Here is a 23708-nt window from a genome sequence, read left to right as displayed (position 1 = left end):
GGCTTACTGACCTGCTATCACTTTGGCCAGCCCGCGGAACTTCATGTTCAGGAAGGCGAGGCTGGTCTGGAATTCGGAAACGTTCTGCGCGAACTCGGCCTGCTCCACGCCCAGTTCCACGGTATTGCCGTCGCGCGCGGGATGGTTGGGCAGCCGGTATTGCAATTCACCGGACGGCGAATCCAGCGGAAACGCCGCGTCGTCCGCCGAAGCGGCCAAGGCTGTTTTGAAGTCGATGTCTCGCGCCTGATAGCCGGGCGTGTTCTCGTTGGCGATGTTGGACGCCAGAATGCGGGTGCGCTCCGCCCTCAACTGCAAGGCAGCAGGGTGGACGCTCAATGCCTTATCAAGGTGCAAACCCATTGCCTAGACCCATGCGGTTCTCTACCATGTTTAAACATCGGCTATCTAATTCACATTAAATGGCCGCTCGATTGAAAAGCGATACTAATAACCGCACCCTCTCGCGTATACGGGATAATTACCAAGTCATCTTTAATGGGAATTTTCACACCCTCTCGGCATCAAGCCGCGCCGCTATTGGCTGCGCTGCTCATTCTGACCAGCGTTCCGGCGCTGGCGACCCCCTATCCGGCCGCCGCCGCGGTGGAGCAGACCGCGCGCGCGCTGCTGCTGAAAAAACTGGAAAAAGCCGGCCTGGAAGCGGCTCGCGTCAACGTCAAAGCGCTGCCGCCGCGCGGCTTCAACGCCCCGCCCTGCCCCGAACCGGTGCGCGTCGCCGCGCTGGATGAACGCGCGCCCAGCCGCATGCGGCTGCAGGCGCGCTGCGACGCCGCCGGCTGGGACGCGGAATTCATCGTCCGCGCCGAGATCAGCGCCCGCGTGGCGGTGGCGGCGCGCGACATCCCGGCGCGCAGCCTGCTGGACGCCGGCGACATAGAATGGCAGGAGCGCCCGGTGCTGGACCCCGCCGACATGGTGGGCGCCAAGACCAAGCTGGAAGGCTTGAGCAACCGCACCGCGCTGCGCCAGGGCCAGCCGCTGCGGCTCAAGGCGCTGGAAGCCAGCCTGCTGGTCAAGCGCGGCGAGGAAGTGCGCATCGTGGCGCGCCATAGCGGCATCGAGGTAGTCGCCGCCGGCGAGGCGCTGGGCAACGGCCGCCAGGGCGAAATCATCCGCGTGCGCAACAGCGCCACCGGCAAGGTGATCCGCGCCCGCGCCAGCCAGCCGGGCGAGGTCAACCCGGTGGACTAAACACGCGAAAAGCCCCAAACAGGGGCTTTTTCTTGGGAGGGCGAACGCCCCTGGAAACGGCTTACGATCTTGCAGGAATCGTCAGCCCGCGCTGCACCGCCGGCCGCGCCAGGAAGGCGTCCAATACGCGCGTTACCTGCGGGAAGTCCGCAATCGACACCAGTTCGCCGGCCTCGTAAAAACCAACCAGATTGCGCACCCAGGGGAAGATGGCGATGTCGGCGATGCCGTACTCCTCGCCCATCACCCACTGGCGGCCGCTCAAGCGTTGATCCAGCACCGCCAGCAGGCGGCGCGCCTCGTTCACGTAACGGTCGCGCGGACGTTTGTCTTCGTAATCCTTGCCGGCGAACTTATGGAAGAAGCCCACTTGTCCAAACATCGGACCAATTCCGCCCATCTGGAACATCAGCCACTGTATGGCCTCGTAGCGCGCGGCGGGATCGGATGGCAACAGCCGGGCGCTCTTCTCCGCCAGATACAGCAGGATGGCGCCGGATTCGAACAAGGCTAGCGGCTTTCCGCCCGGGCCGGCCGGATCGAGAATGGCGGGAATCTTGTTATTGGGGTTCAGCGACAGGAATTCCGGCGACAACTGATCGTTGCTGTCGAAGCTGACCAGATGCGCCTCGTAAGGCAGGCCGGTTTCTTCCAGCATGATGGACGCCTTGACTCCGTTGGGCGTGGTCAGCGAATACAGTTGGATACGGTCCGGATATTGCGCCGGCCATTTTCGGGTAATGGGAAAGGCGGATAAATCACTCATACGCGCTCCATGAGTTGGCGGGTGGCTTGCGCGCCCATGATAAGCCCGGTTTTTGCATTTGTCTTAAATCAGCCATTAATCAATGGCGAGACCTTGTTGACGCCACGGCTGGATACACCGTTCATCCGTGTCCATGGCTAACACCGCCCAGCGATAAAACATTCATGCAAAAATAAATTTCCCTTCCAAATGATATGGAATGTATTAGTTTGAAATGAGCTTGGCGTGCTCCACTGGCACTCCTGGATGGCAATTACTATGGAGGCAGCCATGCCCTTTTTTTCTGGAAAACTCAAGGAGCAGCTCAACGAGCTGACCGGCCAGCTGGACGACCTGCGCGGCATGCTGTCCGCCATCGACCGTTCGATGGCGATGATACAGTTCACTCCCGACGGCATCGTCACCAACGTCAACGAGAACTTCCTGCGCACCATGGCTTACCAGCGCGAGGAAGTCATCGGCAAGCACCATCGGATATTCTGCGACAAGAACTACGTATCCAGTCCCGCTTACGCCGAGTTCTGGCAAAAACTGAAGCGCGGCGAACCGGTCAACGGCCGCTTCAGCCGCTTTGCGAAGAACGGCGAGGAAATCTGGCTGGAAGCCAGCTACACACCGATACTATCCAGCGACGGCCAGGTCTGCGGCGTGGTCAAGGTGGCGTCCGATATCTCCGAACAAGTGCACAGAGAGCAGAACGATCAGGCCATCCGCCTGGCCATCAGCCGCTCCATGGCTCAGATCGAGTTTGATCTGGACGGCAACATCCAGGACGCCAACGAGAATTTCCTCAACACCTTCGGTTATACGCTGGCTGAAATCCGCGGCAGGCACCACCGCATGCTCTGCGACGCCGACTACGCCGCCAGCCCCGACTACGCGGAGTTCTGGCGCCAGCTGCGCCAGGGCAAGTTTTTCCAGGGCCAGTTCAAGCGCCTGAGCAAAAACGGGCAAACCATCTGGCTGGAGGCGACTTACAACCCGGTATACGACCTTAACGGCAAGCCGGTGCGGGTGGTCAAGTTCGCCCAGGACATCACCCGTCGGGTACAGCAGTTGCAGGCCCAGGCGGAAAACGCTCAATCGGCGGTGGAAGTCTCGGTCAACACTGAACAACTATCGGTCAAGGGCAGCGCGGTGCTGGAGCAGGCCGCCACCGAAATCACCAAAGTGGCGTCCAGCGTGGAAAGCTCCTCCATCATCATCACCAAGCTGGGCGACAGCTCCGGTCAGATCGGCACCATCATCAGCACCATCAGCGAGATCGCCGACCAAACCAATCTCTTGGCCTTGAACGCGGCGATCGAGGCGGCGCGCGCCGGCGAGATGGGCCGCGGCTTCGCCGTGGTGGCCGATGAGGTGCGCAAGCTGGCCGAGCGCACCAGCCAATCCACCGGCGAGATATCCGGCATCGTGCGCAGCATCCAGGAGGACTCCAAGTCCGCCATTTCCTCCATGCAACAGGTGCGCGGCCTGGCCGACACCAGCCTGCAGTTGTCCGAGCAGGCGCGCGATTCCATCGCCGAGATCCGAGCCGGCGCCAAGGAAGTGGTGCAAGTGGTGCGCGATGTATCGGAGCTGCTGCAGCAGCGGGCTTGAGCCGGGAAAGCCTTGATCCAAATCATGTCCGCGCCGGCCCCGGCGCGGCGATACTGAGGCGCCCACACCTTTCCCGAGTTCGCGATGAAACACCCCCGCCCCGCGGCGATGCTGGTTCAGGCGCCGCATCGCGCCGCCTTCCTGCCCGGCATGCTGTTCGCCATCCTGCTGTTGGCCGCCTGGAGCGCCGAACTGGTCAGCCGCCTGCTCGGCGTCCACGCCGCGCTGGCGGTGCCCTCTTCGCTTGCCCACGGCTTCCTGATGCTGTTCGGTTTCTTCCCGCTGTTCATGACGGGTTTTCTATTCACCGCCGGCCCGCGCTGGCTGGGCGTGGAACCGCCCGGCCGCATCGTCTTCGTCGGCGTGCCGGCGCTGATGGTCGGCGGGCTGCTGTTGTGGTTGGCCGGACTGTGGCGGGGCATGGCCTGGACGCTGACCGGGCACGCCTTGTACACACTGGGCTTCAGCGGCCTGGCGCTGACTTTCGCTTGCCTGCTGCTGGCCAGCCCGCAGCAGGACCGCCGCCACGCCTGCGCGGTGCTGGCCGCCCTGCTCTGCGGCACCCTGGCGTTGCTGGCCGGCGCTTACTGGCTGATCTTTCAGGATGGTCAGGCCTGGCTGTGGATGCGCAATCTGGCCTTGTGGGGTTTTCTGTTGCCCGTGTTCCTCACCGTCTGCCACCGCATGCTGCCCTTCTTCTCCGCCAACGCGTTGCCGCAGTATCAGCCCTGGCGGCCGGGCTGGCTGCTAGCCGCCATGCTGGCCGGCTCCCTGGGCCATGGCCTGCTGGACGGCTTCGGCCTGCCCAGTTGGCCGCTGGACGCGGCGCTGGCCGTACTGTTCGCCTATGTCAGCTGGCGTTGGCGGCTGGCGGCCGCGCTGCGGGTGCGGCTGCTGGGCATGTTGCATCTGGCTTTCGCCTGGCTGCCTATCGCTTTCGGCCTGTACGCGCTCAACGGCTGGCTGGCTTCCCCGCGCCTGGCGCTGGCGGCGTTGCACGCCGTCACCGTCGGCTTCTTTCTGACCATGATGATCGCCTTTGTGTCGCGAGTGACGCTGGGCCACTCCGGCCAGCCTTTGCAAGCCGGCCCCGGCTTGTGGCGGCTCTACCTGGCCGCGCACTGGTTGGCGCTGACCCGGGTAGCCACTGAAATGCTGCCCGGCGTCTGGTCCGGCTGGCTGTACGGCGCGGCGGCCATGGGCTGGCTGTTGACGCTGGCGGCCTGGGGCCGCGCTTTCATGCCCAGCTACTGGCGGCGGCGAGCCGACGGCAAACCGGGTTGATCCTCTGAACTAACCTTGTCCGCGTCGACGCAAATACTCGGGCACTTCGTCTGCCGGCATCGGCCAGCCCAGCAGATAGCCCTGTACGTAATCCACCCCCAAGCGCAGCATCAATCGCAAATCCGTCTCTTCGCCAATGCCTTCCGCCACAACTTGGATATTGCGGTCCTTGGCCAGCCGGATGGTGGATTCAAGGATTTCTCTCGCCACGCTGTCGCCGGCAGCGCCGGCCACCAGCGCGCGGTCTATCTTGATCGTGCTGACCGGCAGCTCGCGCAGATATTCCAAACCGTTGTAACCGCAGCCCACATCGTCCAAGGAAACGCGAAAACCGGCCATGCGCAGCCGTATCACGTTTTCCAGCGCCTGATAGATGTTTTTGAGCCGCTGGGTTTCAGTCAGCTCCAAGGTCAACAGGGCCGGGGCCATGCCCAATTCTTCCGCCGCCTCGGCCAGGCTGGACGGTAGTTCAGGGTTACAGAACTGGCTGGCGGTGAGGTTGATCGAGACCCTCAAACCGGACAAGGCCATTTGCCCGCTCCAACGACGATAATCTTCCGCCGCCAAGCGGAAAATAGCGAAAAACAAGTCCTCGTCCAGGCCATAATGCTCCAGACCGGGCAAAAACGCGGACGGCTCCAGCAAGCCCAACTCGGGATGATGCCAGCGCGCCAACGCCTCCACCCCCATCACTCTCAACAAACCCGGGTCCGCCTGCGGCTGATACCAGGGCAGGATTTCTCCACGCCGCAGCGCCCGCTCCAGCTCCTGCCGGTCAAACCTCGGCGTAACGCCGTCCCATGCAGGCTTCCGCGCCACCGTCAGCCACAGCTTGCATAATTGCTCCATGGACAAAGGGGTGTTCAAGCTGCCTATCACCGGCAGATTGTGAAACGCCGCCACGCGATAAGCGCCCATCAGCATGTCCTTGGACAGCGAGCTGTTGAACACGATGGGCGGCACCGCTTGCAAGTCGGCCAGATGACGCAGCAGCAGGATGCCGTCCATTCCCGGCATGTTGAGGTCGCTGATCATCAAATCATAGCGATGCCGCTTGAGCTGTTCGAGCGCGCCGGCGCCGTCGCACGCCTCATCGATGCGCTCGATTCCCACATGGCGCAAAGCCTGGCTCAGGGCGCAGCGTTGCACGTCGTGATCGTCCACGATCAAGACCCGCATCGGCGCCGGGCCGGGTTTGGAGCTTATAGATTCCATGGCATGTTCTCTGTCCCAGTTGGAGCGCTATTCTCCTCAGCCGGCTCCAGCGAAAGAAATAGGAAGATGCTGAATCTGCCATGAAATTTTCAGACATGGATTTTCACTTTTATCAAAACCGCATCAAACTTTGCCGCATGACGCTGCGCTTTTGTTCTATATCACCATTGGGGGCCGCCAAGGCGAAACTTCATCTCAATCAATCAAATAGCGCGGCAAACAACGGATTTCGCCTGGGTTGACCCGAATTGAATGATCACCACCGGCGCCGCTGGCGGACCGTCACGCCGATCCGCCTCCCGCGCCGTTTTCCGGCTACGTCAAGCAGGAGGTCCGGCAATGAGAAACAACCTTCCCGTGGATGGCACCGAGGTATTCTTGCTGCCCCACCGCCCCATCGTCACCAAGACCGATCTAAAAGGCCAGATCACTTACGCCAATCGCGCCTTCATCGACATTAGCGGTTTCAGCGAAGAAGAGCTGATTGGGCAGCCGCACAATATCGTGCGCCACCCGGACATGCCGCAAGCCGCTTTCGACGACCTATGGACCACCATCAAGTCCGGCCGCCCATGGAAGGGACTGGTCAAGAACCGCACCAAGCAAGGGCATTTCTACTGGGTGGAAGCTTACGTCACGCCGATCTGCGAAGGCGGCCGGCCGGTGGGTTATATGTCGGTGCGCAGCGCGCCGTCCAAACAACAGACCATCGACGCCGAACAACTTTACGCCCGTGTCCGCGAGCGCCGCCAAGCGTTTCCGGAAACTCGTCACGCCGCCCCGCCGGCAACCGCCTGGCTTTTACTATGCGCGCAATTGCCCTCAGCGGCCCTGATCCTGAGCGGCGCGGCTAGCGACGGCGCCTTGCGCCTGACGCTGCTGGCGCTGGCGGCGGCATGGACCTTGGCCGCCGCCTACTTGGCCGGGCGTTGGCTGGCACGGCCGATAGACGCGGCGCGGCACGCGCTGATGCGGCTAGCCGAAGGCGACTTCAGTACCCAGATACCGGCCTCCGGCCCGCGCGAACCCCGCGCGGTGCTGGATGAAATGGAAACCTTGCGCATCCATTTGCGCGCCATTCTCGCCGATGTCGTCGCCGGCGCCGAGGACGTCAGCGAGGCCGCCACAGCCACCCACGCCGAAGCCGAATCGTTGAACGCCCGCGGTGAAACCACTTTGGAGGGCATCACCCGGGTGGCGGCCGCCTTGCAGCAGCTGTCCGTGTCGGTCAACGAGATTTCGCAGTCCACCCGCACCGGCGCCGAGTTCGCAGACCAAGCAACCGAGCTGGCCAGCCAGGGCGAAGCTCAGATGAGCGACACCCGTCAGGCGGCTCAGGCGGTGGTCAGCGAGGTGTCCTGCACGCGCGACATCATCATCAAGCTGGAGCAATCGGTGGAATCGATCAACACCGTCACCGGCGTGATCAAGGACATCGCCAACCAGACCAATCTATTAGCCTTGAACGCGGCGATAGAAGCGGCGCGCGCCGGCGAGCAAGGCCGCGGTTTCGCCGTGGTGGCCGACGAAGTACGCAAGCTGGCGGAACGCACCGCCGGCAACACGCTGGAGATCGAACAATCGGTGTCCTTCCTGCGCGAACGCTCGCAGGAGGCGCTGGAAGAAGTGAAGGCCGCGGTGAACAAAGTCCACACCGCCGAGGAAACCATACAAGCCGCCGCCCAAGGGCTGGAGGCAATCCGCAACGCCAATGAGAAGGTGGCGGAGTCGTCCTCCAGCGTGGCCAATATGCTGCAACAGCAGTCATCCGCTTCCACCGAAGTGGCTCAGAACATGGAAACCATGAGCACGCTCACCGAACAAAACAGCCACAGCATTGCCGCTACCCTGCAGGTGGCGCAGAAGCTGCAGACCACCGCCAGCGATCTGCGCCGCCTGGTCAGCCAATTTGAAAAACACATGTAATTGGCATCAGACCTGCGGCCGCATGGCATGTTTGTGGAAAATTTCCATGCAAACCAGTTTTATTACACAAACTGTGAAAAATTACGGAACTACTTGATAACCATTCTTTCATAACCGTTATTCGTCGCGGCGCTATTGCACTGCACCATGACACCCGTCGCGACGAAGACGGCGCAGGCAGGCGGCGCACGCCGCCCGCCCGCGCTCCCTATAAAGCGTGTTCAAAGTCTCTTGAGCAGGAACGAGATAAGGCGATGTGGCTGAAAAAGCGGAATGCACATGCGGTACATCTGCATTTCGGTACTGCACTCACCGTGCCATGTCTCACGAAGCGCGGCTGGCATTGAACAGGTTCTAAACCGTGGTTCTACAAAACAGGGAGGTGATCATCCAGTAAAACCGCGCCCAACGCGACGCGCCGCCACTAGAGCGGTGTCGAGTCCGGCGCAGGAACCGCCCGGCAGCAAGCCCGGCCTTCCATTCAGAGCCGCATACATGATCCAGCCCAAGCCGCCACACGGCCTGCGGGCAAAAATCAACGGTTCTCAGATGCAGTGTCTCGTTCGGCGAGGCTCCTATGCAAACACAGGTCACTGATCTGACGACGTCGAGAGACGCCCAAGGTTAGGACAGGCTTTATCGGATTAAGGTATAGCCCAAAGTGACTTCCCGCATGCAAGCGGGATACGTTGCATAGTGCCAAAACTTAGACGCGGAGATAGCTTTTCTGCACTCTCTCTTCTGGTTTACGCCCCCATTGTGACAACTGTTTGTGGTTATAAAACAGCTAACGGGGAATACCTCAAAATGTCTTTTGCAAGCATCACCCTGCCTACCGCTCAGGCAAACGAAGTCAATCTGAAAGAAACCGTCGCCTCCTACATGAGCGACTCGCTGATCACCCTCAGCCGCGACATGAAAGTCAGCGAAGCGCGCGAGCACATGCTCAAACAGCTGCGCGACGAAGACATTCCCGCCCAGATTTTCGTCATAGACGGCAGCCGCTTCCTGCATGGTCAGCTCTCGGTCAAGCGCCTGCTGACCGAAACGGACCTGAATCTGTCGGTTTCCGCGCTGATGGGCCCCACCTCCTTTGTCGTCGAGCCTAACCAACAGCGCCGCGACATTGTGCCGGAACTGATAGACAAGGGCGTGGATCTCGCGCCGGTGGTCAGCGGCGGCAAACTGCTGGGCGCCCTCTACGAAAAGGAAATCGCCGCGCTGATCCGCGACGAAGGCACCGACGACGCTCAACGCCAGGGCGCCAGCCTGCCGCTGGAAACCTCCTACCTGGAAAGCTCCCCATGGAGCTTGTGGAAAAAGCGCCTGCCCTGGCTGTTGCTGCTGTTCTTCGCGGAAGCCTACACCAGCACCATCCTGCAAGTGTTTGAAGAACAGCTGGAAGCCGCCATCGCGCTGGCCTTCTTCATCCCGCTACTGATCGGCACCGGCGGCAACAGCGGTACCCAGATCACCTCCACCCTGGTGCGCGCGATGGCGATGGGCGAAGTCAGCCTGCGCAACATCGGCACGGTATTGCGCAAAGAGGTGACCACGTCCTTCATGATCGCGCTGGCCATCGGCATAGTGGCCTGGATACGGGCCTGGATGCTGGGGGTGGGCAACGAAGTGGCCTTGGTGGTGTGTCTGACGCTAATCGCCATCACCATCTGGAGCGCCATCGTCTCCTCCATTATTCCGATGTTGCTGAAGAAAATGCGCATCGACCCGGCCGTGGTGTCGGCGCCTTTCATCGCCACCTTCATCGACGGCACCGGTCTGGTGATTTACTTCAACATCGCCATGTTGGTGATTTCCGACCTGGCCTAAGCGCCCCCCTTCCGGCGCGCTACCACGCGCCGCCGCAAACCGCGCCCGCCAAGCCCATCCTCTGGATGAGGACTTGCCGGGCGCGCACCGTATGTGCGCGAGACTTTGAACACGCACTTAGGCCAGTTTGTCCGCTTCGTGGTTTTTATCACGCTGCCGCCAAGTTGTTCTTAGCGATTCAGCATGCTAGTGTCCTGATAAATTTAAATAATCAAGGCATACGCCAGCACCTCATTTCATCGCAACGCCACTTAAACGGCCTCTTTCATGACCCATTCAAACCGTAACCGCTTCGCCGCCGCGCTGGCGCTGGCTGCCGCGCTGCCGCTGGCTGCCGCGCTGCCGCTGGCGGTCCACGCCGAAACCTTCGACCTGGGCGCCATCCTCAAGGACGGCATCAAGAAGGCGCTGCAGAAAGACCCCGCCGCGGACGGCGCCGCCGCCCCGCTTACCCCCGGTGTCTACGACGGCTCCGACAAACAGTTCGAACGCACGCTGACCATACGCCCCAACGGCAAGTTCGAACTGGAAGTCATGCAAAAAGGCAAACCCGGCCAACTGCGCTCCGGTTCCGGCAGGGGGCAATTGCAGGCCAATGGCGGGCAGTGGCGCTATAGCGAGGGCATCTGCACGATGAGCGTGCAGCCCCAAACAGCCGCAGTGCAAGTGCAGATGGACCGCTGCGCCAGCACCTTTGGCGATGTGCCCTTCGACGGCGTTTATCGCCAGGCCAAAACTGCCGCTGGCGCCCAAGCCGGCGCCGGCAAGAACAAGGCCCTGGCGGCGCAGCTGAGCTGCCACAATCTCAATCTGAGCGACAACGGCGTCGCCAAACTGCTGGCCGCCGCCACCGGCTCAACGCCCAACCAGGTATGGGAACATGAGCTGGCCTTGCCCAGCGGCTATGACTACGGCGATTTGCCGATTCGCTCGGCGCAGTTGTCCGAGGCGGACGGCGGTTTCCTGGCCCTGTTCGTGGACGGCGACGCCGCCGCCATCAAGAGCGCGATCAAGAAAACCCAGCGCAAAAGCAGCAGCGCGGCGATGTTGAGCAAGGTGGGCGAAAGCTATCCCTTCCCGGGAAAACCCAACGGCCTGCCCTATGTGCTGTGCCGGAGCAAGGCGGTTCAACACGGGCTGTATTGACGCTTGCTCCAAACGACAATGGCCCCGGCAAACGCCGGGGCCTGTGGGTGACAGCATAAGCTGCTACCAGGTATCCATTAAAATCAATAACTTATTCTCATCCCTGTCAGCATAATCTGCTACCAACTGCCGGCAAAAGCTGCGATTTTCTCCTGCAATTTACGCATAAGTTGCGATTTTCCCCATGGGAAATATCCTTTTGCCAAAAAAATACAATAACCATATGATTTAAAATAAAAAATTTAGCAAAAATGTCGATATCAGTTTTGGACTCTAGTCACTAGCGATAACGGGTGGAGGTAATACGGTGCATCGACAAAGACAAAGCAAGTCGTTTGGTTGGGGAGCTGATGCGCAGGTGATTGTGATGAAGGCAATAGATTCGCCAAGCAAGCAAGCAAGCAATGAGGTATGTTGATGGGATCATACCAAGGTGGCAAGACAGGGTTTTATGACATCATCGTTAGATGCTATGCCGAACCGGAAATTCAATTAAGAAAAGTTGCGCACCTACCCGATCATCCAATAGCCGGAAAAGAGCCATATGTCATGTCTACTAATCGCGAAATTTTGGATTCACTCGGGCCGTGTCCTCGCCGCGGCGTAAAGAGCGGTTTTGCTCTCTGCACGCACCCAGGGACGGCATACGTTCAACATGACAACTGTGGCCGTGCGCCTGGTGTAGTTAGGCGGATGGGGATGCAAGATCACGAGTTAGAAGCTCTGGCTGCACAGCAATGGAACAGTTTGCATCCGAATCAGATGGTCTCTCCTGCACTGACGTTGGACCGTACATGACCAGCTCCGACGCCAGCGCCGGAACTCATAGGAAAACTGCCTAACGGCCTACTCGTGCAACTCGGCCAAAGCGGTCCTTCGCATGCCAGATGAAAGATGGCTACTTTCGCATTGGAAGCAGCCACATAAGTATTTAGCAAACGAGGGGCGATTCTGGACTGTCCCGGGTGCAGTAGACAAACTCCCGCCTCACGCCGAGGCCCGCTCAAAGGCCTCGGGACTGATGCCGCCCAGGTGACTATGGCGGCGGGTTCGATTGTAAAAAGCTTCGATGTAATCGAATACATCTGACTTGGCCAAGTCGCGGGTTTTGTAAATTCGCTTGCGAATTCGTTCCTTCTTCAGGCTGCTGAAGAAAGACTCTGCCACGGCATTATCCCAGCAATTACCACGTCGACTCATGCTGGTTTCAAGGTTGTGGGAGAGGCAGAATCGGCGCCAATCATCACTGCCATATTGCGAGCCCTGATCTGAATGGACCAGCACACGACCAGTAGGCTTGCGCCGCAACAGCGCCATCAGCAGGGCATCCAACGCCAGTTCGCGGTTCAACGTAGGCTTCATTGACCAGCCCACCACCTTGCGTGAGAACAAGTCGATCACCACCGCCAAGTACAGCCACCCCTCATGTGTGCGGATATACGGGTGAGTAGGCCGGGGGAATTTCACCCCCAGCCTCTCGCAGAACCGGACGTGAGCCTCTCGACTCATCCGGCTCCCATCATCCAACCGCAGGAAGACATCCCATTCCCCAATGCACAAAGGCAGTCGGGAATCGACGCGCAAGCCGCCCGAGGGTGTGTCTCGCTCGCGTTTTATGGCGAGCGAGGGTCTTGTACTTGCGCATCATCCAGCGCACCAGGTAGTCATTCATGTGTTTCCAGATCACCGACATCGCCGAACCATGGAAGCGACCGTAGTACTGCTGCCACCCCCTCAGAATCGGATTGAACATGGCCGCCAGATCGCCCAATTCGCGGTCACACATCAGTTGCAGATGCCATCCCCGGATAGTCTGCCGCATTGCCTTGAGGGCGTCACGGCTAACCGCCGGGGCGAAGTTCACGTAGACCCGCTGATACTTGTCCACCGCTTTTCGCGGCCGGAAGGTGTATCCCAGGAAGGTGAACTGGACATCAGGATGCGCTGCCCGCCGATTGACGTCCCGACAGTAGACGATCCTTGTCTTGCCCGGATGCAATTCGAGGCCGCATTCGCGGAACCGCTCGCCGATCCTGTCTAACGCCAGCTTGGCCTGAGCCAAGCTCTTGCAATGGACCACTCCGTCATCAGCATAGCGACAGAACCGTACGCTTCTGAGATTGCGAGCGACCCAAACATCAAAGGCGTAGTGCAGGAACAGGTTGGCCAGCAACGGGCTCACGACGCCGCCTTGCGGCGTGCCGCGCGTCCGTTCCAGAAGAGCCCCGTCCGCAGTCTGCATTGGCGCTTTCAGCCAGCGTTCCACGTACAGGAGAACCCATGGGGTCTGGCAGTGCTTCTTAAGCGCGCGCATGAGCAGATCATGGTCGATATTGTCAAAAAGACCCTTGATATCGAACTCCACAACCCAGTCGTACTTCCAGCTTCGCCGTCTCACCAAGGCAATCGCGTCATGGGCAGAGCGCCCAGGTCGATAGCCATAGGAGTTTGGATGGAACATCGGGTCGATCTGCGGCTCCAGCAGGAGCTTGACCGCCGTCTGCGCCACCCGGTCAGCAACCGTGGGCACGCCCAACATACGCACACCACCTGACTTCTTCGGAATGGGGACCCCTTTGACCGGCGGCGGTAAGTAGCTGCCGGAACAGAGTCGATTCCATAGCTTGTACAGGTTGTCGCCCAAGCGACTTTCGAATTGCTCGATCGATTCACGGTCGACGCCTGCGGCGCCGCCGTTCGCTTTGACACATTGGAATGCTTTCCAGATTAACGCTTTAGGAATGTCAAACGGTTTGGTCATGCGGCCGTGTTCCTCCTGCTCACGCAGTTGACACGACTACAGACCGGGATGACGCAGCCCCTTCGCTCCACCACCATTACAGCGGCTTCAACACTACTACGAGCTGCTCCGCCCCTTGGTGGCACATCGCTACTGTCGGCCTCGCCTTTAGGGCTTGTGCCTTTCGCTTGGCATCGCCACCGAAGGTTCCCGCAGTTCAACGTAAGAGCCCGGATCAGGCTGACGCTGCCTCTATGCCGGACACCGCCAGGACCGTAAGCAGGTATCGTCTTGGCTGATCGCGGGGCAACATCACTCCCCGGTTTTGATGTCATCTGAGTACTTTCGACACTTGAACAGCAGTTCACGGTTGTTCGTCTTCCATAATCCATACCTGACGTCTTTACGACGCCTTTTCCATGACGCTCACGACCGGGGCTTTTGACCCAAGCCGCTCATGGTGGTTTGCCACCCGCTCCTGCAAGCCGATGGCGAGGGGCCATACCCTCATCTCCTACGCCGCTTGCTGCGGCACACTAATGTCCGTGACCCAGGCTTGGTCAGGCTGTGATGTCGTGAATTCGCGGTTCAGATGGTTGGGGGCCAACAAGGAAGGGCGACCAGCAATAGGCCGTGGTGCCTTATAACCGCGCTGAGCCTTGATATTGTGTTGCCGCATGATTCGGGCAACACGGTGTTTGCCGCATGCCTCACCGATCTCGCGCAGGTCACCCAGAACTCGACGCGACCCATACACCCCACCACTGACTCGCCAGGAGTCGCGAATCAACGCCAGCAATCTGGCATCTTCCTTGGCGTGATCAGATTCTGGGCGGTGTAGCCATTGATAGAAGCCGGCGCGCGCAACTTGCAACAAACGGCACATGGTCGTCAGCGGCCAGGTATGTCGATGCTCGTTCATGAAGCGGTACCTTACTCGGACTCCCTGGCAAAGTACCGCGCGGCTTTTTTTAGAATATCGCGCTCTTCTTCTGTGCGCCGCAGTTGCGCCTTCAGGCGAAGGATTTCGCTCTTGGCCTCGATCAGCTCGGCAGCCTGTTTCTCCGAGTTATCCGGGCTGACTGCTTTCACCCACTTGTACAGGCTATGGCTAGAAACCCCAAGCCGAGCGGAAACCTCGGCCACGGAGTAGCCACGCTCGGTGACTTGTTTGACGGCTTCCTCTTTGAATTCTGGGGTGAAACGCGGTGTGCTCATGGACATCCTCCTATGCTCAAATCATAAGGCAGGAATGCCTACAGGAGCCAGGTCAGTCCATTCATAAGCCGGAAGTGTCTACCGTTGTCAGGTCAGTCCATAGTCGTCTTCCGGAATTTTATAGCCAGCATATGGGATGATATAGCCACAAAAAAAACCAAAAACCTTATCTTTGGCCATGTCTTCTGGTGATAATGTTTCAGGCCTAAATGCTACTGTTGCCTCTTTCCCTATGAGGCCAATGCGAATAAAGGCAGACACTACAAACTCTGAACAAAAATAGGCATCCCTGTCCGGGGTTGCAGGAGGGATTTTCCCTTCAAACACCTGTTCAACCTGTTCCATCATTGTTTCATGATTTTCTCTTTTACGACTCTCGTATTTTTTTAAGCCATGAAGATTGAATTTCTTCCCAATGATCTGCTCCCCTTAGGCCTTACCAATCAAAAGTAGAGAGAAGTCCGTCACTGAAGGAGAATGACGGACATGAAGAAGAGCAGATTCACCGAAGAACAGATCATTGGCTTTCTCAAGCAGGCCGAACTGGGCATGGCCATCAAAGAGGTCTGCCGGCAGGGCGGTTTCTCCGAGGCCACCTTCTATAAGTGGCGCAGTAAATACGGCGGCATGAATGTCGCCGAGCTTCAGCGCGCCCGAGATCTGGAGGCCGAGAACGCCCGTCTCAAGAAGTTGCTGGCCGAGGCCCATCTCGACATCGAAGCCCTCAAGGTCGCCTTCGGGGTAAAGCGTTAGCCCCGCAGGCTAAGCGGCAGGCCATTAGCGTGATGTTGAGCAGTGGATTAGCGCTCTCAGAGCGCCGCGCCTGCCGGCTTGTGGGGCTCTCCCGAGATGCCTGGCGACATCCGCCACAGGCGGATGCGCTGACGTGTCAGCTGACGGCTCGCATCGTCGAGATCGCGCAGACACGCCGCCGTTTTGGCTACCGGCGGGTACATGATCTGCTGCGTCACGAATTCCCTGGCATCAATCACAAACGGGTTTACCGCTTGTACCGCGAGCAAGGCCTGGCCATCAGGCGACGCAACCGCCGGCGCAAGCTCACTGGCGTGCGTACGCCACTGCAGGCGGCCACGCAGTTGAACGAGGTGTGGAGCATGGATTTTGTCAGCGACCAGTTAGCCTGTGGCCGACGCTTGAAATGCCTGACGGTAGCCGATGACTTCAGCCACGAGGCGGTGCAGGTTGCGGTAGATTTCTCGATGTCTGGCCAATACGTCACGCGCATGCTGGATCAGGTGGCGCAATTTCGCGGCTATCCGTTGGCAGTCAGGACGGATAATGGGCCAGGGTTCACCAGTCGTGTGTTTATGGGGTGGGCGCGAACGCATGGTATCCGGCACATTCTGATTCAGCCGGGTCGACCGATGCAGAATGGTTACGTTGAAAGTTTCAACGCCAGATTCCGCGATGAGTGCCTGAATGAACATGTCTTCGATTCGTTGGCAGAAGCGCGGCAGATCATTGCGGCTTGGCGGGACGACTACAACCAGGTGCGCCCCACGGTTCGATTGGCCGCATACCACCAGCAGTGTTTGCGGCACGCTATCGCCAGCAGCGGACCACCGAACTATCAAGCAGTACCACTACCATGCAAACCTAGGACTTCTCTCCTTATCGCTGGTATGGCTGGAGGGGGCAGATCAGAGTGGCTTGTCATTGAGGGGCCTCTGTAATAATTCAATACATCACGCGGAAGCTCTTTCGATAGTAACCTGACTCCCTACAGTACAATGATGGGCCCTACTCAACAAGTCATAGGGTCCATCATTCCGGGTAAACTTTTGGCATAAAGCAGTCACGATCAGGACTTCCTCTAAAACCTTATAGAAAATTTCTACGGGCCAATAAAATGCACGAAGAACTCATAACTGAAGCACTATGCTGGGAATTAGATGCAAAAATTTCTGCTATATATGCTCATAAGGCACAGCATCTAACTTTTTTCTGCCCAGACGAGAATTGCCTTGTTGAAGTTCGGCCAAAGAAGCTAAAGAATGTTTATTTCTATGCGCCTACTCGGCATGAGCCTGATTGTATGAATGAAGGAGAGAAAGTTGAATCATCGCCAGTTCCAGAAGTTTCCAAGCCCAAGCCCCCCCCCTCACCAGTAGATCCTGTTCCAACACTTCTTGGCCCCGGGCCAGTTTTACGACAAAAAAGCACACCGACAAAAGCGGATCTCCTTACGCTGGCAAGGCAGGCCAAATCATTACCATTGATGCACCCAGGCACCCTTGAAGAAGTCATCAGTGCATGGGTAGCCATGACATCACCTGAGCGATCCATGCACCCGCTTCAGATTGGTCACCAGCGCCTGACCTACCAAACTGCATTCAGCTTTCTTGCTAATGCAAGTGATGATGTAACACAGCTCGACTACCAAGGAAAAATTATATTTGGTGCGGCAAGTATTGGTGATGGGAAGCAATACATTTTTGTAACATCAAAGAAAACATTTTCTCATGATGATCAACACATACCGGTTCGCTTGGACATCAAGAAGAGCGCAACCACAACCAATCATCTCCTTGAGCATCTTGGCAACAAGGCTACCTTTTTTTGGCATGGCGCACCTTATGAACTAGCCACGAGTGGAAAAGCCTACCTCATCAAACCGGGTTCCAATCCCCAATACACTGGCGTTACAGTTCGGGAAGGACATTTATATCCTTAAGAATTACCATCAAAAATGATGGAAAATAAAATAATAAATTTTCCCCAAAAAATCCACTACATATATCAATCACCGCTATACTCCTCAATCAGCGCTTGCATTTCACTTGACGAGTAGAGTAAATCGCGCTTGAATCCACAGCCTTCAGCAATAAGACGCATGTTTGGCCGAGCTCCGCGCCTTGGCAGCGGTGTGCCTGTCATCGTTAGATTAGCAAGATATGCTTTGAGTGCGTCAATGGGCCTGCACTGCAAGCGAATTCGATGACGCAGTGCCTCACCTTTGGAAAATTCCAACAACATTGATTGAGCATCAAGATTTTTATAAAAAACACTGCGCTCAAAATTGCATGCGGCTGCAATGGCCTTCAAATTAGGAGACCCGGCTCTCCTTGGAAGCAAAACATCATCTTTTTGAAGGTTCTCCAAATAACGTTTGAGCGACTCAACCGCTGAGACCTGCTTTTTAGGCCGATCATTGCTCAACAAATTCTCGAGCTGCGCACAGCCCCCCTTGAACACATAAAAGGAGGGACTAGTATTTTGACATTCAATACTGAGCACATCCAGGTCTGACTGATCACAGAGCCGTTTCAGACGAGCTACTGTGGTACGGTGTTCACCTGCCATGCCATGAAGACAAGCATATTTTCCTACAAAACGCATCACGGACTCACGGGTAACTCGCAACCCTGCCGGGGCTGGGCTGCTTTCCAAGTACTCTTTCCCAATGAGGTCTTTCACAGCCTGAGAAGTACAACCGATGATCTTTGCGGCCTCCTGAAGGGAAATGGCCCCCTTAGAGGCCTGCATCCTGAACAGGGAGGCAAAAGCCACAACATCTATTTTCAAAAAACAGATTGTCCCGATACCATCCCCTGTTCGCCCTGGAGATGATATCTCCCCATCAAGATAAGCCGCGATAAAGGCCCCCTTACCGTCTCTCGACCAAAACCTGATTTCCTGCATAACATATTCGAGGGAGAGGGTGTCTTCCCCCAATGACATGGGTGCAATCAGTACACTCTTACTGCACAGCTCCTCCTGGAAAGACATCAAATCAGCCTGATGATAGCCACGCTTGAACACCGGCATATGCCGAACCACATAGCGCCCCGAGGCCTTCAGGTACGACAGGGCCGTTACCGGTAACCCCAAAAATTTTGCCGCGGCGCGTTCATCAAGGTAGCGCCCTTCAACTATTGAAGGGGACGCAAGTGGCGCGGCATCGGCGATGTAACGCGTTTGGCCACCTACATTTACTGATTTAATTTGAATTTTCCCTTGGCTCGCCCAAGTAGTGAGCGTTCTTTTATCGACACCAACAAACTCAGCCAATTTGCTTTTTGACATGAAGCGCTGCTTGGTTTCCATACCATCAATCATTCGTTGATCGACGATCCCTTCACCCCATTCAGTAGCGCCAAAATGAATGAACTCTTTCTTTAGGAACGTGAAATCTACCGCACTCTTTCGCTTTTTGAACATGGAAACATAAAACACCTCAAATCTTTTCCTAAGAGTCAGCTTGGCAATACCCGACACCTGTGACTGATCCAATTTACGTAAGAACGTATGGAAATTCAATGGCCAATTGTCTAACACAGCAACAGCAGCACTCACTATGCAAGTACCAGATAGCTTATCTAAATTATTTCCAGCAATCGCGTAGTTACCTAATGTGTTCAGTAAATCCAGTAATGATCTAAGGGAAAGCTTCCACAGCGCTGTAACGGGCAATCGGCTAATAAGATTTGGCAGCTGTGTATGGCCATGCACCTTAGAAACGATGATCTGCATCATCTCCACTACCGCAGGTTCGACAGGCTCAAGCGGAACATCACGGAGGTCTGCTCCGCATTTGCATTGGAACAAACCAGGGCGGTACCACGTGATGGGATTAGCACATACCGAGCAGGATTCCAGCAATCGGTGGCCATGTCTTGGGCAAGCTACTGCAGCTCTCAAATCCCAAAATGCATCAATAAATCCCAGTTCATCCACACATGCAGGGCAGAATGCCGGCATGCTCAGGCGTAGCGGCCGATACGTCAGTGAGCCCCCCAATGGCTGCCCAAGCAGCTTGAATGACTTGGAGCCATCTTGGACACGATAGGACAATGGCTCCAGCTCTGCAGTGCTACGTCCCAATACCGAAGCAAGCTTCTGAATTGGGAACCCGGCGGTTTTCATCTCACTTTGATTAAATCCGGCAAATGATAGGATATGCCAAGGCGTATCATAACCATTTCGCTCCGAAAGACGCAGAACGTACCCCAAAAGACTTTCAGTAACGTTCGGGGCAGGAGTTACAAGAAGTAATTTCATTCATTTACCTTCTTACGGCGAGAGGTAACACGCCGATTAGTGGCTTGTTCAGTACGAGTTCCTAACTTGGCAAAGCAATCAAGAATCTCACTAGTGGGCTGGACAGAAAAGTTACTTGCGAATGGATCCGGAATGCCTGAGTTTAGAGAATTGGTTAAGACAGACTTATGAAAAGCCACTTGCAGATCAGCAATAGAGATTATTTTTTTCGCACCATCAACCGCCTGCCATACTGCGGTGCGCAATATTTTTGCAAGATAACCGATCAATCCACCACTAGCACAATGGAGGCGAAATGCCATCTCATCGGAAGTAAACTGGGGGAAATCAAAGTGAGAGGACAAACTATTCTCAAAGGCATCTAGGATCGCGATAAATTCTTCACGGTGCTCTTCATTCCTCCAGTCAAACCTAGGCATCATAATAGGAGCGAGAAACCTCCCTCCAAGTTGTTCATTTGACTCCAAAACCTGTATACATGAAGGAAGACCTGCGACCACAAGTGCCACTTTTGATTCGTCAATCAGTATTTTGAGCCAATCCGCAACATGGTAGCTAATTTTAGCGGACCCCTTATCCACAAAGTGCTGGAATTCGTCGATAATCACCATGCGAGTACCACACTCAGACATCAATTTTTGTAAACGGTGGGTTTTCCATTGCTCAGTACCACTGTCAAATTTGGGGTCGCCAAGGGCTCGTAGCATCATCCCTGCCAATCCCTTTACTGTAGGCTTAGCCGGTGTTCTTACTGCAAAGATTGGAATAATTGCACCATTCTCACTTCTAGATTTCTCATGTTCCATCATAAAACTCTCAAGGGAGCGAGATTTCCCTGTACGGGATTCGCCAAGAATTGGAATACAAATAGGTTCGATTGCATTTTCGGCATAAAGAAAACACTGCTCCAATTGTGTAGTCGCATTGGCAAAAGCCGTATGCGGAACAAGAGTGTTCTCAACAATAGTTTTTACATTATTCATTATGACTATTCCTTTCTTTGGCAAGCGTAATTTCGCTTCTATTTTGCTGAATAGGGGAAAATCGTTTAATAGGCTTAGCTCTCACCACTCTCTGTTCGACAGCGATATCCGGAGTACCCTCCGGGGTAATCTCCAGCGGAAGGGGGGCAGCCTGGAAAATCTTTGGTTCAGCATTGACTACTTGGGCATTAATGCTATTACGAGCTTTCTTTTCAGAAGCTCGCTGTTGGCGCACAACCTTTTTCTTCCATTTTTTCTCTGCGTCGAAGATCAGGCGGATTTTTTCCTTTGCCTCCAGCCATATCGATGGGTCGGGTGCTTTGTGAAGTTGACGAGCCGTATACTTCTTACAAAGCTCATGCTGCCACTCAGTCAGCCCTTGTGCATACTCTCTCGCAATTGCATTGACTTTAAAAAGCTGCCTCTTGTCTGGAGAAATAACATGAATAGAACCAATGTCTTCAGGATTGACACGAATTTCAACATCCAACTTCTCGCCATGCCTACGCCGTAGATTGGCAAGCTCAGGTGAATTGTAAAACAAGCCGTTATATTCAATACCCTTGTGAGTCAAACGGCGTGGATATGCCTTACCAACAATTGCATCGAAAAGGTCTGGATTATCAGGGAGACGAATATCTTCAACTGCGATCCCATTTTCCCAGGCCAACTTCGGTGGAGTTTTTAGTATTCGATGTTCCTTTTGGTGGTAGTGATCGACAACCCAGATATGAATGGCTTCCTGCAGAGCGCTTAGTCGTGCGACAGCATGTTTCTCGGGATCATAATCCCCCTTTTCAAATATGTTACTGAAAGTCGTTCCTGGGTTACCGTGGGCGACTCCCCTGTTTAGCGTCCCAAGAACTCGTTCAACCTTTCCTTTAAACCATGGCGTCTTTCGTGGTGAGTAATGAATTTCAATGCCAAACATCAAGCATGCTGACTCTAGGCTTTTGCTATGAAACTCAGTGCCGTTATCAACCACTAACTCCCTCATTAATCCAAAGCAAAACCAGTCTTGGCTAACAGAGGGGTATAGCTCTTTCAATCCTGCTTTTGGCATCAAAGCATGCTGCATACACTTGGCTACGCTCAGGTAGCTGGGCGGAGAGAAACTGACATGAATCCCAAGGATGCAACGGGTGAAATCATCTACACAGAGAGATAGCCAGGGACGACCAAGTGGCATGCCGGTTTCGTCATCTACGACCATAATATCCAGCCGCGTATGATCAATTTCGGCACGTTCCAAAGGAAGAAGTGTTGTTCGATGAGCCTCCACTGATCGAAATAACTTGGTCGCAATTTCCCTGCCATAGCGAGCGACACAACGATCATAGGCGGGTATTTCACTGATTAACGACCGTATGAGTCGCCGCGTTGGAATTGGAAGCTGTCTACTGATAGGCCTCAGTTTATTCTCTTGCCTGACAATATTTTCGGCATGATCAAGTGCGTCCTGCTGGGTTTTCCGCTCCGATGTTAAGTAAGTTATATCTATAGAGTCATTAGCAATACTAATTACCTCCTCCGGAAATCGTCGCTCCCGGTTTCCTTTTTTCAGATCTTGGGCAATAATCCCTACTATTGATTGGTCTCTCTCAAGAAAACGCCTTCGCCAACGGCAGACTGTAGAAAAGTGAGGGGGCTCATTTGGCATCCCTAATTTTTCCCATGTCTGGTGAATGATCGGCACCATCACTGCCTTTGAGGCAGGAATCCCTAGTACGGCCTTTGCGTATAAACGTCGAAGCTTGGCATCATCCATCAGCTGCGAATCAGCCTGAACAACAAAATCAACTTCGCCAACATCTCTTCGCGCACGCTCAAGCTGGCGACCACTTTTGAACTTCAATTGTCGCTGGGTATATAGATCCAGTAATTCTCTGTGAGAATACTCATAGATACGCCTTGTTGATTGTTCTTCTAGCTGCCAGATGCTATTGCCAACTTCGCGAATAATGGTGAGCGGCTTTCCTTTGATAGAAACATCAACATTGCTCTGAATGGAGAAGGTTGTCATTTCCCGCTCCTCCAGCCTGTTTCGGAAAGAGGAACCTCTCTCCATGAAAGAACTGTCGCATCCGATATTTTTTGATCAATATCGATGTGAAGATCACCATCCAAAATTAGACGACAGAGATGATCGCGGTTAATTTTGCCATTTTCTGCTTTGATGACATCCCGCCATCGTTGATGCTTTGAGAAGTTAAAGAGTAAGCGAACTTGCTCCCTGATGATGGGAGTAATTTCCTTTCGCCCATAATCCAACAAATAGTTAACGTTTTCTATTCGTGGATGTTTTGCTAGATCCTCACCAAGAACAACGCGATACTGATATCCAAGAGCGGGAAGCACCTTCGTAAGGAGTGCAGTCCTTTCTACAACCTCCGGTCGGCTAGCTTCTTCCTCAGGCTTAACCTCCCAGAACTCTTTGGTCTCTCGTGTCACCACCAAAATATCCGGATAATGCCTACGGATTTCACCATTCAAGATAAACTGCAACACACATGGCTGCTCCTGAAAGTGCGTAACCGCCGGGTTAGCCTCAAGAAGCCTGAATGCATTCAATTCATGTGGCGATTCCCACTGCATCGCTCGCATCATTTTCATGCTCGGAAACTTACCGGTTGCCCTCGCTCGCGATCGAGTAACTACCTTTCTGGAACGGATTTTCCCATTTTCAGGAAAAGTGATAGTGAGCTGACACTGTTTTGCAAGCAAAATGCTGTTGTGAATAATTTTCATAATGCGTACACAAATG

Annotated in this window: 17 protein-coding genes, 3 pseudogenes and 1 riboswitch; of the genes and pseudogenes, 9 read left to right on the top strand and 11 right to left on the bottom strand. The window is 55.6% G+C overall.

Going from position 1 to position 23708, the window contains the following annotated elements; translation table 11 throughout:
* Positions 1 to 3: 3 nt before the first annotated feature.
* Entirely contained in the window at positions 4 to 363 is a 360-nt protein-coding gene (flgB, locus tag DXT74_RS12490) for a flagellar basal body rod protein FlgB (RefSeq protein ID WP_039755772.1), read from the bottom strand.
* A 135-nt stretch (positions 364 to 498) separates the two neighbouring features.
* Between flgB and flgA the strand changes: the two genes are divergently transcribed.
* Positions 499 to 1215 carry a flagellar basal body P-ring formation chaperone FlgA gene (flgA, locus tag DXT74_RS12485; RefSeq protein ID WP_194426118.1) on the top strand — a complete coding sequence of 239 codons (717 nt, stop codon included), beginning with the start codon at positions 499 to 501 and terminating at the stop codon, positions 1213 to 1215.
* Positions 1216 to 1276: 61 nt separating this feature from the next.
* Here flgA and DXT74_RS12480 read toward each other — a convergent pair whose 3' ends face one another.
* The gene (locus DXT74_RS12480) at positions 1277 to 1981 is read right to left on the bottom strand and encodes a glutathione S-transferase N-terminal domain-containing protein (RefSeq protein ID WP_194426117.1); all 705 of its coding nucleotides are present in this window, start codon (positions 1979 to 1981) and stop codon (positions 1277 to 1279) included.
* Positions 1982 to 2251: 270 nt separating this feature from the next.
* On the opposite strand from DXT74_RS12480, the gene DXT74_RS12475 reads away from it, so the two are divergent.
* Positions 2252 to 3580, top strand: coding sequence for a PAS domain-containing methyl-accepting chemotaxis protein (locus DXT74_RS12475; RefSeq protein WP_043639012.1), 1329 nt, complete (start codon positions 2252 to 2254; stop codon positions 3578 to 3580).
* An 84-nt stretch (positions 3581 to 3664) separates the two neighbouring features.
* On the top strand, positions 3665 to 4864 hold the full coding sequence (locus tag DXT74_RS12470) for an NnrS family protein (RefSeq protein WP_194426116.1): 1200 nt from the start codon (positions 3665 to 3667) through the stop codon (positions 4862 to 4864).
* A gap of 9 nt (positions 4865 to 4873) precedes the next feature.
* Here the strand turns inward: DXT74_RS12470 and DXT74_RS12465 are convergent, their stop codons facing one another.
* Positions 4874 to 6079 (bottom strand): EAL domain-containing protein, encoded by a 1206-nt coding sequence (locus DXT74_RS12465; protein WP_194426115.1) that lies wholly within the window; start codon positions 6077 to 6079, stop codon positions 4874 to 4876.
* A gap of 80 nt (positions 6080 to 6159) precedes the next feature.
* On the opposite strand from DXT74_RS12465, the gene DXT74_RS12460 reads away from it, so the two are divergent.
* From DXT74_RS12460 to DXT74_RS12445, 4 genes are all read left to right on the top strand, one after another.
* On the top strand, positions 6160 to 6321 hold the full coding sequence (locus DXT74_RS12460; RefSeq protein WP_194426114.1) for a hypothetical protein: 162 nt from the start codon (positions 6160 to 6162) through the stop codon (positions 6319 to 6321).
* Positions 6322 to 6418: 97 nt separating this feature from the next.
* Positions 6419 to 8005: a PAS domain-containing methyl-accepting chemotaxis protein gene (locus tag DXT74_RS12455; RefSeq protein WP_194426113.1), complete on the top strand. Its 1587-nt coding sequence runs from the start codon at positions 6419 to 6421 to the stop codon at positions 8003 to 8005.
* Positions 8006 to 8556: 551 nt separating this feature from the next.
* Positions 8557 to 8730, top strand: a riboswitch (M-box (ykoK) riboswitch).
* Positions 8731 to 8812: 82 nt separating this feature from the next.
* Entirely contained in the window at positions 8813 to 9835 is a 1023-nt protein-coding gene (locus DXT74_RS12450; protein WP_081556785.1) for a magnesium transporter, read from the top strand.
* Positions 9836 to 10102: 267 nt separating this feature from the next.
* Positions 10103 to 10981, top strand: coding sequence for a hypothetical protein (locus DXT74_RS12445; protein ID WP_194426112.1), 879 nt, complete (start codon positions 10103 to 10105; stop codon positions 10979 to 10981).
* 987 nt (positions 10982 to 11968) lie between these two features.
* Here the strand turns inward: DXT74_RS12445 and DXT74_RS12440 are convergent.
* From DXT74_RS12440 to DXT74_RS12420, 4 genes and pseudogenes are all read right to left on the bottom strand, one after another.
* A pseudogene (locus DXT74_RS12440) lies at positions 11969 to 12421 on the bottom strand (IS3 family transposase); the annotation flags it as partial.
* Positions 12422 to 12500: 79 nt separating this feature from the next.
* On the bottom strand, positions 12501 to 13742 hold the full coding sequence (gene ltrA, locus DXT74_RS12435; protein ID WP_194426111.1) for a group II intron reverse transcriptase/maturase: 1242 nt from the start codon (positions 13740 to 13742) through the stop codon (positions 12501 to 12503).
* Between the two features lie 514 nt (positions 13743 to 14256).
* Positions 14257 to 14939: pseudogene (locus tag DXT74_RS22875) on the bottom strand (IS3 family transposase); the annotation flags it as partial.
* An 87-nt stretch (positions 14940 to 15026) separates the two neighbouring features.
* The gene (locus DXT74_RS12420; protein WP_194426108.1) at positions 15027 to 15284 is read right to left on the bottom strand and encodes a hypothetical protein; all 258 of its coding nucleotides are present in this window, start codon (positions 15282 to 15284) and stop codon (positions 15027 to 15029) included.
* Positions 15285 to 15425: 141 nt separating this feature from the next.
* On the opposite strand from DXT74_RS12420, the pseudogene DXT74_RS12415 reads away from it, so the two are divergent.
* A pseudogene (locus DXT74_RS12415) lies at positions 15426 to 16560 on the top strand (IS3 family transposase).
* A gap of 249 nt (positions 16561 to 16809) precedes the next feature.
* Complete coding sequence (locus DXT74_RS12410) at positions 16810 to 17634, top strand: hypothetical protein (protein ID WP_194426107.1); 825 nt, start codon at positions 16810 to 16812, stop codon at positions 17632 to 17634.
* Between the two features lie 65 nt (positions 17635 to 17699).
* Here DXT74_RS12410 and DXT74_RS12405 read toward each other — a convergent pair whose 3' ends face one another.
* Genes DXT74_RS12405 through DXT74_RS12390 form a run of 4 tightly spaced genes read right to left on the bottom strand, consistent with a single transcriptional unit; the run spans position 17700 to position 23692 of the window.
* Positions 17700 to 19961, bottom strand: coding sequence for a TniQ family protein (locus DXT74_RS12405; protein ID WP_194426106.1), 2262 nt, complete (start codon positions 19959 to 19961; stop codon positions 17700 to 17702).
* Complete coding sequence (locus DXT74_RS12400; RefSeq protein ID WP_194426105.1) at positions 19958 to 20944, bottom strand: TniB family NTP-binding protein; 987 nt, start codon at positions 20942 to 20944, stop codon at positions 19958 to 19960. Before DXT74_RS12400 ends, DXT74_RS12405 begins: the two co-directional genes overlap by 4 nt.
* Positions 20937 to 22967 carry a Mu transposase C-terminal domain-containing protein gene (locus DXT74_RS12395; RefSeq protein ID WP_194426104.1) on the bottom strand — a complete coding sequence of 677 codons (2031 nt, stop codon included), beginning with the start codon at positions 22965 to 22967 and terminating at the stop codon, positions 20937 to 20939. The genes DXT74_RS12400 and DXT74_RS12395 overlap by 8 nt, the downstream gene beginning before the upstream one ends.
* On the bottom strand, positions 22964 to 23692 hold the full coding sequence (locus DXT74_RS12390; RefSeq protein ID WP_194426103.1) for a TnsA endonuclease N-terminal domain-containing protein: 729 nt from the start codon (positions 23690 to 23692) through the stop codon (positions 22964 to 22966). Before DXT74_RS12390 ends, DXT74_RS12395 begins: the two co-directional genes overlap by 4 nt.
* Positions 23693 to 23708: the final 16 nt, after the last annotated feature.

The organism is Chromobacterium sp. Rain0013 (assembly GCF_015291765.1).
GTDB lineage: Bacteria > Pseudomonadota > Gammaproteobacteria > Burkholderiales > Chromobacteriaceae > Chromobacterium > Chromobacterium haemolyticum.
The sequence above is the reverse complement of the archived record's forward strand: the minus strand, read 5'-3'. Positions and strand labels throughout refer to the sequence as shown.